At 33.3% G+C, this 13,123-nt stretch carries 12 protein-coding genes; 7 read left to right on the plus strand and 5 right to left on the minus strand.

Annotation, left to right across the window (positions count from 1 at the left end; genetic code table 11):
• The first annotated feature begins 251 nt into the window (after window positions 1-251).
• Window positions 252-416 carry a hypothetical protein gene (locus IRZ80_RS20030; protein WP_194644011.1) on the plus strand — a complete coding sequence of 55 codons (165 nt, stop codon included), beginning with the start codon at window positions 252-254 and terminating at the stop codon, window positions 414-416.
• A gap of 70 nt (window positions 417-486) precedes the next feature.
• Window positions 487-657: a hypothetical protein gene (locus IRZ80_RS20035; RefSeq protein WP_194644012.1), complete on the plus strand. Its 171-nt coding sequence runs from the start codon at window positions 487-489 to the stop codon at window positions 655-657.
• Here IRZ80_RS20035 and IRZ80_RS21170 read toward each other — a convergent pair.
• The 3 genes from IRZ80_RS21170 to IRZ80_RS20045 form a co-directional block, all read right to left on the minus strand.
• Window positions 650-781, minus strand: coding sequence for a hypothetical protein (locus IRZ80_RS21170; protein ID WP_255549710.1), 132 nt, complete (start codon window positions 779-781; stop codon window positions 650-652). The genes IRZ80_RS20035 and IRZ80_RS21170 overlap by 8 nt on opposite strands.
• Window positions 782-1,537: 756 nt before the next feature.
• Entirely contained in the window at window positions 1,538-2,629 is a 1,092-nt protein-coding gene (locus IRZ80_RS20040) for a hypothetical protein (RefSeq protein ID WP_194644014.1), read from the minus strand.
• Window positions 2,630-2,803: 174 nt separating this feature from the next.
• Window positions 2,804-3,841 carry a tyrosine-type recombinase/integrase gene (locus tag IRZ80_RS20045; RefSeq protein ID WP_194644016.1) on the minus strand — a complete coding sequence of 346 codons (1,038 nt, stop codon included), beginning with the start codon at window positions 3,839-3,841 and terminating at the stop codon, window positions 2,804-2,806.
• Between the two features lie 287 nt (window positions 3,842-4,128).
• Between IRZ80_RS20045 and prfA the strand changes: the two genes are divergently transcribed.
• Together prfA and IRZ80_RS20055 are read left to right on the plus strand one after the other, a co-directional pair.
• Window positions 4,129-5,205: a peptide chain release factor 1 gene (gene prfA / locus IRZ80_RS20050; RefSeq protein ID WP_194644017.1), complete on the plus strand. Its 1,077-nt coding sequence runs from the start codon at window positions 4,129-4,131 to the stop codon at window positions 5,203-5,205.
• Between the two features lie 134 nt (window positions 5,206-5,339).
• Entirely contained in the window at window positions 5,340-7,538 is a 2,199-nt protein-coding gene (locus tag IRZ80_RS20055) for a DUF5723 family protein (protein WP_194644019.1), read from the plus strand.
• Between the two features lie 288 nt (window positions 7,539-7,826).
• Here IRZ80_RS20055 and IRZ80_RS20060 read toward each other — a convergent pair whose 3' ends face one another.
• The gene (locus tag IRZ80_RS20060; protein WP_194644021.1) at window positions 7,827-8,480 is read right to left on the minus strand and encodes a porin family protein; all 654 of its coding nucleotides are present in this window, start codon (window positions 8,478-8,480) and stop codon (window positions 7,827-7,829) included.
• 839 nt (window positions 8,481-9,319) lie between these two features.
• Here IRZ80_RS20060 and pyrF point away from each other — a divergent pair.
• The 3 genes from pyrF to IRZ80_RS20075 all read left to right on the plus strand — a co-directional run bounded on the left by pyrF (window position 9,320) and on the right by IRZ80_RS20075 (window position 11,982).
• Window positions 9,320-10,141, plus strand: coding sequence for an orotidine-5'-phosphate decarboxylase (pyrF, locus tag IRZ80_RS20065; RefSeq protein WP_194644023.1), 822 nt, complete (start codon window positions 9,320-9,322; stop codon window positions 10,139-10,141).
• 140 nt (window positions 10,142-10,281) lie between these two features.
• On the plus strand, window positions 10,282-11,076 hold the full coding sequence (locus tag IRZ80_RS20070; RefSeq protein ID WP_194644025.1) for an ABC transporter substrate-binding protein: 795 nt from the start codon (window positions 10,282-10,284) through the stop codon (window positions 11,074-11,076).
• Between the two features lie 108 nt (window positions 11,077-11,184).
• Window positions 11,185-11,982: an alpha/beta fold hydrolase gene (locus tag IRZ80_RS20075; protein WP_194644027.1), complete on the plus strand. Its 798-nt coding sequence runs from the start codon at window positions 11,185-11,187 to the stop codon at window positions 11,980-11,982.
• Between the two features lie 226 nt (window positions 11,983-12,208).
• On the opposite strand, the gene IRZ80_RS20080 is transcribed toward IRZ80_RS20075, so the two are convergent.
• Window positions 12,209-12,931, minus strand: coding sequence for a DUF4197 domain-containing protein (locus IRZ80_RS20080; RefSeq protein ID WP_194644029.1), 723 nt, complete (start codon window positions 12,929-12,931; stop codon window positions 12,209-12,211).
• Window positions 12,932-13,123 lie beyond the last annotated feature (192 nt).

Here is a 13,123-nt window from a genome sequence, read left to right on the forward strand (position 1 = left end):
TTTGCTACTAGGCGATGTAGCGGGTTAATAATCAATATTTTATCTGTTTTGCGCCAAATTTAACAGATACAAAATTATTTTTAAATTAAGCCTAAAACCGCTATATTGCTTAGTAGCTGTTATATGATGGCTTTTTTGTTTTTCCACCGCAATTTAGTAATATTTTCCGTATTATTGTAAAATCATTCTTGCAAGTACACTGTTGAATTTTAGTTCGGCTTTAGCTATGAACAGGGCTTTTGCCAACCGATATGATTACAGAATTCTTTAAACTGAAAGGTAACATCTGCTACAAGTGGATTTTTCGTCAGGCGCGTTTTAGAAACGGTAGAAAAGAGATTGCTCCGCAAGGACACCCTTTTACTATTCCTGTTGAAGAAGTAGAATGTTACTATTGCAATTCTTGTGAACAATAGTAGCAAGAATGATTTCAAGAGTAGTGTTCCACCATTACTCTTTTATTATTAATTCTTAAACTTTTAAATTATGAACGAAGACCAAGCGCAAACAATAATTGACCTTTTAATTGAAATAAGTGGTAAACTGACAGAGATAGATAATAAAATAAATGATTCCTATGATTTAGGAGATGTCTGTTCAAAACTAGATTCTGTTGTTACTAAATTGAAATACATTGATGATAACACATCTAGCTAATAATTGCTTTAGTTTCGGCCTCAGTTTCTACTTGTCTAATAATTTTACGTAGTTCTGTAAATGTTACACCTTTCATAAGGTCTAGTACTTCTGTTACTTTTTGTTTAATTTCTTCTTCTGCCATTTTTACTTATGTTTACAGATATTTTATTAATATTTAAAGATTTACACTCTTCTATAAAAAGAGTTTTGTTAAATTTATTTATTCTATTCTCATTTTGGGTAGTTGCCATTTATATATTCAAACCTCAAATTGTAAATGAATCAATTTATGTTCAATTCTTTTTAAGTTTTTGTCTCACTATTTTGTGGAGTTTTAGTTATTTGACCATAACTACAGGTGTTATGGGTATCTGTAAAAAGGTAACAACAAATATTGCAATTGAATTTAGTACTTTTTTAGGCGTTTCCTTTATATCGTTGTATATTTTTGTTGGCTATTATTATTCAATGTGTTTTACAGAATTTTTAAGGCTATGCTTTTGGTCAACTATAGCTTTATATATAATCCCTGGTGTAGTATTGTTTCTCCTACAACAAATAATCGGAATAATATCAAGATGTAAAAAAGAATAACCGAACGATTGTAAGTTGTATTTGCACCAACTATTTTACAATCTTTATTAAATCCGCTCAGTACTATAGGAAGTGATAAAAACAACAAACCTAATAATGTTAAAAATTCCATTTCTTTTCATATATTTTTTCGTTTCTACTTTAGCTGTCTGTTGAGGAAAGCTATCATATAACGTCTTTTTGCTACAAGAGGTTTGGGATTAAAAATGCGTAATCTTTCGGATTTGCCTAAACTTCCCAAATACAAGACCATTTTTAAATTAAGCCAAATGCCCAAATCTCTTGTAGCAAGTGTTGGCAGTAGTTATTCTTTTTCGTAATTTTCTTCTGGTGGAAGAGTTGTAAATTCTTCTAATAATAATTGTTTGGTGGCTTCGTCAAGCTTTTTGTAATCAATTTTACTTTTTACGTAATGTATTTCTTTTTCTTTTTCTTTTTCTAAAACCTCTTCCTTTTCTTCTGGAGCTGATAAAAGTTTTACACTATTACCTTTGATAATATGCTCTGTCACTAATTTTGTAACTTCTTCTATTTTCTTTTCTAGTGCTTCGTGTTTTTTTCCTTTTTTAGCTTGTTTTTTAATTTCATTTCTAACGACATCTTTAACGTTTTGAAGTAATAATTTTTCTCTATCTTCTTCTAATGCCATTAACTTTTTGTTATCTTTAAAAGTAGCAAAGAGTTTATCGTGAATTAAGGTTTTATATGTCAAATATGCACCATAAGTTTCCATACCTGTTTTAAATAAATCAACTAAATTTTCAGCAACATCGAAAGCAAGATTTAAAATTACTTCTACAGAACCTTGTTCAACTTCTATAATCTCAAAAGCTTTTGGTGTTTCGTCAGAAACTATTTGTTGGTAAAGAAACAGTCCTTTGTCCCAATTTTTTAATTCAAATGATAGTGATTTGAGATTGTTAAAAGAACTTTCATTATTAAAAATTATGGCAAAAATTGCATTGTCATCTTCTTGTATTTCGTCAAAATCTTTTGTTTGAAATGGTTCGATTACTTTAGAGATTTTATCTAATTCAGCAATATTTGAATTCATTTTTTCAAGCATTTGAGCAAGGATATTAGTCAACTCGCTGTATAATTGAGAATAATCAGTGTAATTTTTGTCTTTCAACTCAATTAATTGGTTTTTGAATTTTTCAAATTCAAACGGAATTATTTTACCAACAAGTAATTTTTCTAGAAATTCTGGAACAGAGTTTTCTATCAAGTTATCTAAATCATAAATGGTTTTATCAAGAATTTCTTTTAAGAGTACAATATTGCTTGAATTATTTTGAATAGTAGTTTGATAATCCTGTAATTTAGTAAGATAGTTATCTACTCCGATTTGTTTTTTTACCGAAATAATTAATTCTAATATTTTTCGTACGGTCATATTTAATGTATTGATTACGTTGTTTTAATACGGTTTTCTTATAATTACTGCCAACTATTATATACACGAATAAAGCCAACTCTTTTTATTCTCAATTGGTATGTTATACGCATGTTTTTAGTTTAACTTATGCATTTTATTTTTATTCGCTTTGCACAAATTTAAAATTATTTCTTACATATCGAAAGGGTTTATGATTTTTTTCAGCGATGTACTGCTTACGTGGGTATATATCATTGTTGTCTTGGGACTATTGTGTCCTAATAAATCTTGAATGTAGCGTAAATCGGTTCCGCTTTCTAATAAATGGGTGGCAAAACTATGGCGAAGGGTATGCAGACTAATCGGTTTTGTAATTCCAGCCTTTTTTGCAGATTGCTGTAATATTGATTGAGCACTTCTGCTGCTGTATTGACCGCCATGCTGTCCTTCAAATAAAAAGGTTTTAGGTTTATAAATAGTGTAATATTCACGCAGTAATCCTAAAACTCTGGTTGATAATAAGGTGTACCGGTCTTTTTTGCCTTTTGCATTTTTAATATGAATCAGCATTCTTTGACTGTCAACATCAATGATTTTCATGTTTATAGCTTCACTGATGCGGAGTCCGGAAGAGTAAATTAAAGCCAATAAGGTTTTGTGTTTTATGTTAGCCGTCAGATCAATAAGCCTAAAGGTTTCTTCTTTACTCAAAACATTAGGCAGTCTTTTTGCATTTTTGGGACGGTAAATTTTATCAATCTCAATTTTGGTTTCCCGAATAGTTTGAAAAAATAATTTAACAGCATTGATAATTTGGTTTTGATAAGAAGCTGACAAATCATTTTTTAAAATATATTCGTTATTGAAGATCGTTATATCTTCATTGGTGATTTCAGCAATTGGTTTTTCCCGATAGAAAATCAAAAATGATTTCAAGGCTTCGCTGTAAGTAATAAGTGTGTTTTCGCTATAACGTTTGGAGCGAAGCCATTGTTTGAATTTTTCTATGTTTTCAATCTCTTCAGCTGAAGGAATAGTCTGGGATAGGGGAGGGATTTTGAACCTGATCCGGTTTTCTTCAGTATACGGTAAATGCCAGACACCTAAAGTCTGACTCCATCGGGCTCCATCTAATTGTTTGATTCTAGTTATTAAATCGGTATTTTTTTCAAAATAAACGGCTATCCGTTTTTCTTTTTTGTGCGTAATGGCTTGTGCTTTCCAGTTCATAAGGCGTATAGTTGATGGTTTTAAAGGTATTGATTTTTAGTGAAATAGTTTTTAATATGTGTTATTTTTCTGAAATGCAAAAACTTAGCCCTAATGGAAGTGGCATCCCGTTGTCCTGGGGCTCAGGGCAAGAGATACAGCGGACAGCAGGAATCAGCTTCCAAAAAAGACACTATAATTAAGCTGAAATGTAGTGACTAGCGGTACTAGAAAATCTGTGAGTTTTAAACTTGAATCTTTACAAAAAAATATTGTAATTTTGCAGTCCATTAAAAGGAAAAAGAAAAATGTTAGATAGACTTCAATATGTAAAGCAGCGTTTTGATGAGATTTCGGATTTGATTATTCAGCCGGATGTTATCGCTGATCAAAAACGCTATGTGCTGCTTAACCAGGAATATAAAAGTATCAAAGCCTTGGTTGAAAAGCGTGAAGAATATATTTTGGTTTTGGCCAATATAGAGGAAGCCAATGAAATTATTGCTGATGGAAGTGATGCTGATATGGTGGAAATGGCCAAAATGCAATTGGACGAAGCTAAGGAAAGACTGCCTCAGCTTGAGGAAGAGATTAAGTTCATGCTGATTCCGAAAGATCCTGAAGATGCCAAAAACGTGATGGTGGAGATTCGTGCAGGTACTGGTGGAGATGAAGCCAGTATTTTTGCCGGAGATTTATTCAGAATGTACACAAAATATTGCGAAAGCCAAGGCTGGAGAACTTCGGTTGTGGATATGAATGAAGGAACTTCGGGTGGTTTCAAAGAGGTGATTTTTGAAGTTTCCGGAGAAGATGTTTACGGAACACTGAAGTTTGAAGCGGGTGTACACCGTGTACAGCGTGTACCGCAGACGGAAACTCAGGGACGCGTGCATACATCTGCCGCGACAGTTATGGTGCTTCCGGAAGCAGAGGAATTTGATGTACAGATTGATATGAACGATGTTCGTGTGGATTTCTTCTGTTCATCAGGACCTGGAGGACAATCTGTAAATACTACTAAATCGGCTGTGCGTTTGACACACATTCCAACGGGATTGGTAGCGCAGTGTCAGGATCAGAAATCACAGCACAAAAATAAGGACAAAGCTTTGACGGTTTTACGTTCCCGTCTGTACGAAATGGAATTGGCCAAAAAACAGGAAGAAGATGCTACAAAACGTACTTCTCAGGTAAGTTCAGGTGACCGTTCGGCTAAGATTCGTACATACAACTATGCACAAGGCCGTGTGACTGACCACCGTGTTGGTTTGACTTTGTATGATTTAGGTAATATAATGAATGGTGATATTCAGAAAATTGTTGCCGAACTGCAGCTGGTGAACAATATGGAGAAATTGAAAGAAGCCAGCGAAGTTTTCTAATATAGATTACTTAAAAATAATAAACACTTAATTGGATTAAGATCGGTTAAGTGTTTTTTTATGTTATTTTCGTACTAAATTTTAAAATTAACATTTATATAACCTTTATTAATTCTAATCTAAAAGCCAATTTAATGAAAAAATATTTATTTTTTGTTATAGTACTGTTTTCAGCGATTAAGGCCACGGCCCAATCTTATACTGGATATTTTCAGGATAATTATGCCGGTGTGCAGGGAGTATTGTTCAATCCTGCTTCGATTGCAGATTCTCGTTTTAAATCAGATATCAATCTTTTTTCTGCCAGTGGTACTTTAACTAATGATTTTTATGGTATAAGTCTGTTTGATTTATCGAAAGATTCATATGATGTAGAAAAAGACGGGGTTAGGACTCCTAAAAAAAATAACGGAGGAATTGTTTTTGCTGATGTAATGGGGCCTTCGTTCATGTTTAATATTGCTCCAAAACATTCGATTGCCATTTTTACCAGAGCAAGAGCAATTGTAAATGCTACTGAAGTAAACGGTGAGCTTTATGACGAGCTAAAAGACGGTATCGATGATGCTAATAGTTTCAATATTCCTGTTGGCCGCCCAAATTTAGTAGGACATACTTGGGGAGAAGTTGGTGCTTCTTACGCAGCGGTGTTATGGCAGAGTAAACAGCATTTTCTAAAAGGAGGTTTGACAGCTAAATATTTAGTAGGAGGGGTTAACAGTTATGCTAAAGGGTCGAATGTAACTGCAAGATTTACCAGAACAAATAATCCTTTAACCAGCAGACTTACTACAACAGGAGAATTAACACTTGGAAGCAGTCAGGATTTTATTACAGGTGATGATGATGTGAAATTCGACCCGGATTCAAAAGGATATGGTGCCGATTTTGGTTTGATTTACGAATGGAGACCAGATTACGAGTCTTATGATTTGAGTAAAGCCAAAGCAGTTGATAATAACTTTAAAGATCTGAATAAATACAAATTGCGTTTTGGGGTGTCTATTACCGACATTGGATCAATTAAATATAAACATGTAAAAGAAGAAGTTTATAATTTTAATAATACGCTTTCTCAGGCTCAGGTTGAATCGGCTGAAGATATTAAAGAGTTTTTAGCATTTTATACTAATTCGGTTATAACTTATAAAGATATAAATGTTGCGATGCCGACAGCTTTGCATTTGGATGCCGACTGGAACATTCATAATAAATTCTATTTGAATCTTAACGGAAACCTCAGCTTAGTTGATAAAGCAGGTTTGAATCAGACAAGCACTGCAAATGTATGGGTTTTGACTCCTCGTTATGAAACAAAATGGTTTACATTTTCAGTTCCTGTAAATTACATGGAATACAGCGGAACACAAGTAGGTGCTGGATTGCGTTTTGGACCTTTGTTTGTGGGATCTAGTTCAGTGATTACTAATTTGGTTTCAAAAGAGTCAAAAGCGGCCGATGTATATTTTGGTATTAAAATTCCGGTTTATCAGCACAAATTTAAAGATACAGACGAAGACGGAATCTTTGATAATGATGATAAATGTCCAAAACTTGCCGGACCTATCGAAAATAAAGGATGTCCATGGCCTGACAGCGACGGAGATTCTGTATTGGATCAGGATGATGCCTGTCCAAAAGAAGTAGGACCAGCCGAAAATAAAGGATGTCCTTGGGGAGATACCGATAAAGATACTGTTTTGGATAACGTTGATAATTGTCCTTCTGTTGCTGGACCGGTTGAAAACAAAGGATGCCCTTGGTTAGATACTGATGGCGATTCAGTGTTAGATAAAGATGATAAATGTCCTGATGAAAAAGGATTGGCAGTAAATAACGGCTGTCCGGAGAGAGATGCTGACAAAGATGGAGTTCTTGATAAAAACGATGAATGTCCTACTGTTCCTGGACCAGAAAGCAATAAAGGCTGTCCTGAAGTAACTCAAGAAGCTTTGAAAGAACTTAAAGTTCAGGCAAGAGCAGTATTCTTTGTTACAGGAAAAGCAGTTTTACAGACAGCTGATAAAGGTCAGACAGACGGAAGACTTGATGCCATTAAGGAAATCATCAAAAATTATCCAAATGCAAAATTCTCTATCGAAGGACATACTGATAATGTAGGAAATGCAGCAGCTAATCAAAAACTTTCTGAAGCGAGAGCAAAAGCAGTTATGGATGCATTAATTGTTAAAGGTGTTAATCCTGAAAATTTATCATATAAAGGATTTGGAGCATCAAAACCTGTTGCCAGCAATAAAACTGCTGCAGGAAGAGCTCAAAACAGAAGAACTGAAGTAATCCACGTAGGGACTATTTATGAAGGGAAATTATAATTAAACTTTTGTTTTTTATATATAAAAAATGAGGTCTGCAAAGACCTCATTTTTTTTGTAAAATACTTTTTTTTCATAAATGGTATTATTAATCCTGCACTATAAACAAAGAGTTCAGAGTCTGCGATATTAGAAAGACTGCAGTTTGTACAATGAATGAAATGATTCCTGTTTCTTAGCTATTATACGAAATGAAAATATAAAATAATCTAATCTTTACTCCCTCTCCTTTGGAGAGGATTGGGGTTAGGGAAAAATAATCAAACTATTTTATATTTTCATTTGGTATTAGTTATTATTCATTTTGTAAGACAGATACAGACTTATGCTGCTGTTTTTTCCATCGGGTATGGTATAAGCAGTGCCTGCAAATTCTCTTTCTTTACCTATTGCTGAAAATCCGTAATTGTAACGGGCACCAATTCCTATTGAATCAAAATCAAAACCGATTCCTCCTGAAATACCAATATCAGTTTTGCTGAAATCATCATTTTTATAAGTGTCTTTAAGGTCTATTAGATTTCCGTCTGCATTATTACTGACTTTGGCATCAATCAGATATGAAAAGTAAGGGCCTGAGTGAACAGTTAGGTTTTTGGTTATATTTATTTTTAGTAAAATAGGAACTTCGATATAGTTTAGCTGAAATTGTGTTTTTCCTGAGAAAACTGGATTGTTATAGGTTAGTTCTCCGCCTTTTTGTGTGTATAAAGCCTCTGGCTGTACAGAAATAATACCTGTTACAGGGAATGATAGATAAAAACCAGCATTAAAACTTGTCAATGCATTATTTTGGTTTACTTCTGTGTCATAAATTTTAGAAAAATTTACTCCTCCTTTTATTGAAAATTGGAATTCGCTTAGATCCGTCTGTGCATGAATATTGGTCAATGATAATCCCGTAAAAAGTAGTCCAGTTAAAAATTCGATTTGATTTTTCATAGTTTTGGTTTTTCATAGTTACATCAGAATCCTCATTCTTATGTTATATTATATTGGAGTTTTATATAGTTGTCATTCAGTGAGATATAGGCTATGTAAAAATATAAAACTTTTTTATATTAAGAAAATTTTTACTATTAAGTAGAGGTTATAATATTTTGGTTTTGTGAGCTTTGAGTTTTGGTGATTTTTAACTTTTTAGCTGCTTTCTGGATTTTTTTCTCTTTATTTCAGTTAATAATTGAGATAAGCATCTGTCTGAGTTAAGAACTGCCTATATAAAATTAATAATCCCTAAAAATTAAAAATTGGACGGATTTATTACAAATCGGCAATCCATTTTGTAATTTCATCTTTTGATTTACCAATTCTTTTTTGGATTTCCCCATACATTTCGTCTTCTTACCTTCTTCATACAATAAATCATCATCCGTAAGGTCAGCATATTTCTGTTTTAGTTTTCCCTTTATTTCATTCCAGTTTTCGCTTTAGCTTCTAAAAAAGTTTTTGCTACAGATTACAGATTTTAAAATCATTTATTATCTGTGAATCTGTGGCAAAATTTCATCAATTTTCGCAATCCAACCTTGCACTTTCAGTCTGCCTAACCAAATCTATGGACTTTCAGTCCTTAGTGGTTTAGTTTTGTAGTGTTCATAATATTTCTTTTAAAATTAATAATTGATATATTCGTTTATTGAATCATTTTTCTTTTATGATATTTACAAATTTATCACAGCTTAGGCTCAAAACTCTTACACAATTGCTCAGTAATGTTGCAAAATTTCAAGTTTTTTAGATTCAACTTTGTAAATTTGCATCCCAGAACTAAACTTGATATGACAACACAACAGCTTTGCGAACAGATCAAAATCAAAAAATCATTTCTATGCGTAGGTTTAGATGTAGATTTGAATAAAATTCCGCAGCATTTATTAGAAACAGAAGATCCAATTTTCGAATTTAATAAGGCTATTATTGATGCAACTCATGATTTGGCAGTGGCATATAAGCCTAATACTGCATTCTTTGAGGCTTATGGAATAAAAGGATGGATTTCACTGCAGAAAACAATTGAGTATATCAATGAAAAACACCCTGAAATTTTCACTATCGCAGATGCCAAAAGAGGAGATATTGGGAACACGTCTTCAATGTATGCCAAAGCTTTTTTTGAGGATTTAAAATTTGACAGTGTGACTGTCGCTCCATATATGGGAAAAGATTCTGTTGAGCCTTTTCTTGCTTTCGAAAATAAACATACCATAATGCTGGCACTGACTTCTAATGATGGTGCTTTTGATTTTCAGACTTTGGAGGTGAATGGAAAGGAATTGTACAAACAGGTATTGGAAACTTCTAAAACCTGGAAAAATTCTGAAAACTTAATGTATGTGATTGGTGCTACCAAAGCCGAGTATTTTACAGAAGTCCGTAAAATTGTTCCTGAGAGTTTCCTGCTCGTGCCTGGTGTAGGAGCACAAGGAGGGAGTCTTTCAGAAGTTTGTAAATACGGAATGAATGATAATGTAGGTTTATTGATTAATTCTTCCCGAGCGATTCTTTATGCTTCAAACGGAACAGATTTTGCCGATGCAGGCAGAGCCGAAGCTTTGAAAATGCAGCAGGAAATGGAGGCTATTATTGGTTTAAAAGCTTAAATTATTTAAGGTTTAAAGCAGTTCTCGCTTGAGAATAATTTAAACACAAAGTTCACAAAGACTTTCGCAGGGTTCGCAAAGTTTTTTGTGAACTTTGTTTTTTTCTTAGTGTTAAAAAAAAAGTAATCCAAAAGTAAAAAATGAAACAATTAAAAGATCAGATCGGCTTTTCTCATTCTTTTGAAACGACTCCCAAACGCATTGTTTCTCTCGTGCCTTCCCAAACCGAACTGCTTTATGATTTGGGTTTGGAAGAAAATATTGCTGGAATCACTAAGTTTTGTGTGCATCCCTATCATCTCAAATCCACCAAGAAAATAGTTGGCGGTACCAAGAAAGTGAATTACGATAAAATCCGTTTATTGAATCCCGATATTATTATTTGTAATAAAGAAGAGAATACTCAGGAAATAGTCGAAGAATTAAAAAAAATCTGTACAGTGTGGGTGACTGATATTTTTACTTTAGAAGATAATTTTCAAATGATAACCGATTTTGGTCAGCTCTTTGATAAGAGAACCGAAGCCAGAAAATGGAACGATAAATTGGCTTTTGCCTTGAGCGATTTTAAAAATTTTATCCAAGATTTTCCAATCAGGAACGTGGCTTATTTTATTTGGAAAAATCCATATATGACAGCTGGTTCAGGTACTTTTATAGATGAATTGTTAAAGCTGAATCATTTTCAGAATCAGTATGCTTCGCAGGAAAGATATCCCGAAATTGATCTTGAAAAAATAGATACTGATGGAAGTTTGGATCTAGTGATGCTTTCTTCAGAACCGTTTCCTTTTAAAGCGGAGGACGGTTATGATATAGTGAAATCTACAGATAATGCCCAAGCTGTTTTAGTGGACGGTGAAATGTTTTCATGGTACGGCACCCGATTGCTAAAGGCTTTTGATTACTTTAAATACTTACATAATAGCATTTAAAAAGTTTAGAAATCTAACAAATCAAAAGCGGAATGAACTAATAATCTGAAAAACCTGCAATTCAAAAGCCTAAAAAAGAACTATATTTGTCCAGCAAAAAAAATATAAGTGATTAATTATACATTATATAAGAACGAAAACAGCGATCAATGGGTCACGTTTGTGCATGGCGCAGGAGGAAGTTCGTCGATTTGGTTCAAGCAGATTAGGGATTTTAAAAAAAGCTACAATATTCTGTTATTGGATTTAAGAGGTCATGGAGAGTCCAAAACCACTTTAAAAACGGCATTCAAACAAAAATATACTTTTTCAGCCTTAGCTCATGATATTCTTGAAGTTTTGGATCATCTGAAAATTGAAAAATCACATTTTGTCGGGATATCATTAGGAACTATTCTAATTAGACAGCTGGCCGAAATGTACCCGGACAGAGTACAGAGCATGATTCTGGGCGGCGCTATCTTAAAAATGAATTTTCGTTCTCAGATTTTAATGCGTTTGGGGAATACTTTTAAATATGTACTGCCTTATTTGGTTTTGTATAAGTTTTTCGCATTTGTGATTATGCCTAAAAAAAATCATAAGCAGTCCCGATCACTTTTTATTACCGAAGCCAAAAAGCTGTACCAGAAAGAATTTATAAAATGGTTTAAACTCACAGCCGAGATAAATCCTGTGTTAAAGTGGTTTCGTCAGGTAGAATTGAATATTCCTACGCTTTATGTTATGGGGGAAGAAGATTATATGTTTCTGCCGGCTGTCCGTAAAGTAGTGGAAAGTCATTATAGATCATCCCAGTTATTTGTAATCGAAAATTGCGGACATGTAGTAAATGTCGAGCAGCCCAATGCTTTTAATACTGCAGTTTTATCTTTTATAAATAAACCAAAAATGGTCAGAGCGTAAATAAAAAATGCCTGCACCATTCTTGATGCAGGCAATTTTATAACTAACCAAAACCAAAATAATAAATAACCAGTTTATTACATTGCAAAGATCAGTATAATGTTTATGTTTTGCTGTTAAGGAATTGTTATTAGTTATTCTTAAAAAGTTAAGGTTTGAGATTTGTTTTTAACATATTAAAATTCTTATTTTTTTTAATAAGCTGTTCTCTAGATTTGTATTGATTTTAATTTTTGTCCTGCAGTGCAAATACTTTTTTAAGAACATTTGATGTTCTGGCATTGATGTCGGTTCTAATGTTTTTTTCTTCAACTGCAATCATTTTAAATACTCCTTCCAGTGCTTTCTGTGTAATATAATCCGTAAGATCTGGATTTACTTTGGTAACAAATGGAATAGTATTGTACTGTTTTATGATTTTGGTCCAGATTACATCGGCGCCAACTTTACCAATTGACTGCTGCACCACGGGATTGAATTTTCCATAAAGCGGTGTCTGTGTCGATGACTGCAGATAAACAGTTGCAGCATTTTCATTTCCAAGCAGAATACTTTTTGCATCGGTTATGGTTATGTTTTTAATTGCTGTAACAAATATTGGAGTAGCTTCTTTTACAGCATCTTCAGCTGCTCTGTTCATGGCCAGTATGCCTTCATCTGCCAATTTTGACATGCCCATTTTTCGAAGTGTTTTGTCTAGTTTGGCTAATTCTTCGGGCATTAGGATTTTTACAGCTTCGTTTTTGTAAAAACCATCAAGAGCGGTCAGTTTTGAAACCTGTACCGATACGCCCTTGTTGAGAGCTTCTTTTAATCCGGCGGCAATATCTAAGCTGCTGTTGGAACTTGCTGCAGTGCTTATTTTATCTGTCGCTTTTTTTAAAATGTCTTTGAATTGTGCATTGCTGATTGCTGGCAGGATTAAGAACAGGAGTAGGGCTTTTTTCATTTTTGTTTTTAGTTAGCTGTGATTGATTGTTTTATAAGCCAGCTTTAGTTTTTAAGTATTATTTGTTTACATTTTGTTTTTCTAATCGAAAATTGTATCAAGAGTCTTTTTTGATAGTTATTGTACTGATTATTAAAGTTTTTTTTTAAAATCTGTGTAAATCTTTTTAATCTGTGGCTGACTCTATGCGTA

Source organism: Flavobacterium sp. HJJ, from assembly GCF_015351475.1.
In the GTDB taxonomy this organism is placed as follows: Bacteria; Bacteroidota; Bacteroidia; order Flavobacteriales; family Flavobacteriaceae; genus Flavobacterium; species Flavobacterium marginilacus.

Excerpts from the sequence above, each read along its gene's own strand:
- IRZ80_RS20030 (WP_194644011.1), top strand. The coding sequence starts at position 252 with ATGATTACAGAATTCTTTAAACTGAAAGGTAACATCTGCTACAAGTGG.
- IRZ80_RS20035 (WP_194644012.1), top strand. The coding sequence starts at position 487 with ATGAACGAAGACCAAGCGCAAACAATAATTGACCTTTTAATTGAAATA.
- IRZ80_RS21170 (WP_255549710.1), bottom strand. The coding sequence starts at position 781 with ATGGCAGAAGAAGAAATTAAACAAAAAGTAACAGAAGTACTAGACCTT.
- IRZ80_RS20040 (WP_194644014.1), bottom strand. The coding sequence starts at position 2,629 with ATGACCGTACGAAAAATATTAGAATTAATTATTTCGGTAAAAAAACAA.
- IRZ80_RS20045 (WP_194644016.1), bottom strand. The coding sequence starts at position 3,841 with ATGAACTGGAAAGCACAAGCCATTACGCACAAAAAAGAAAAACGGATA.
- prfA (WP_194644017.1), top strand. The coding sequence starts at position 4,129 with ATGTTAGATAGACTTCAATATGTAAAGCAGCGTTTTGATGAGATTTCG.
- IRZ80_RS20055 (WP_194644019.1), top strand. The coding sequence starts at position 5,340 with ATGAAAAAATATTTATTTTTTGTTATAGTACTGTTTTCAGCGATTAAG.
- IRZ80_RS20060 (WP_194644021.1), bottom strand. The coding sequence starts at position 8,480 with ATGAAAAATCAAATCGAATTTTTAACTGGACTACTTTTTACGGGATTA.
- pyrF (WP_194644023.1), top strand. The coding sequence starts at position 9,320 with ATGACAACACAACAGCTTTGCGAACAGATCAAAATCAAAAAATCATTT.
- IRZ80_RS20070 (WP_194644025.1), top strand. The coding sequence starts at position 10,282 with ATGAAACAATTAAAAGATCAGATCGGCTTTTCTCATTCTTTTGAAACG.
- IRZ80_RS20080 (WP_194644029.1), bottom strand. The coding sequence starts at position 12,931 with ATGAAAAAAGCCCTACTCCTGTTCTTAATCCTGCCAGCAATCAGCAAT.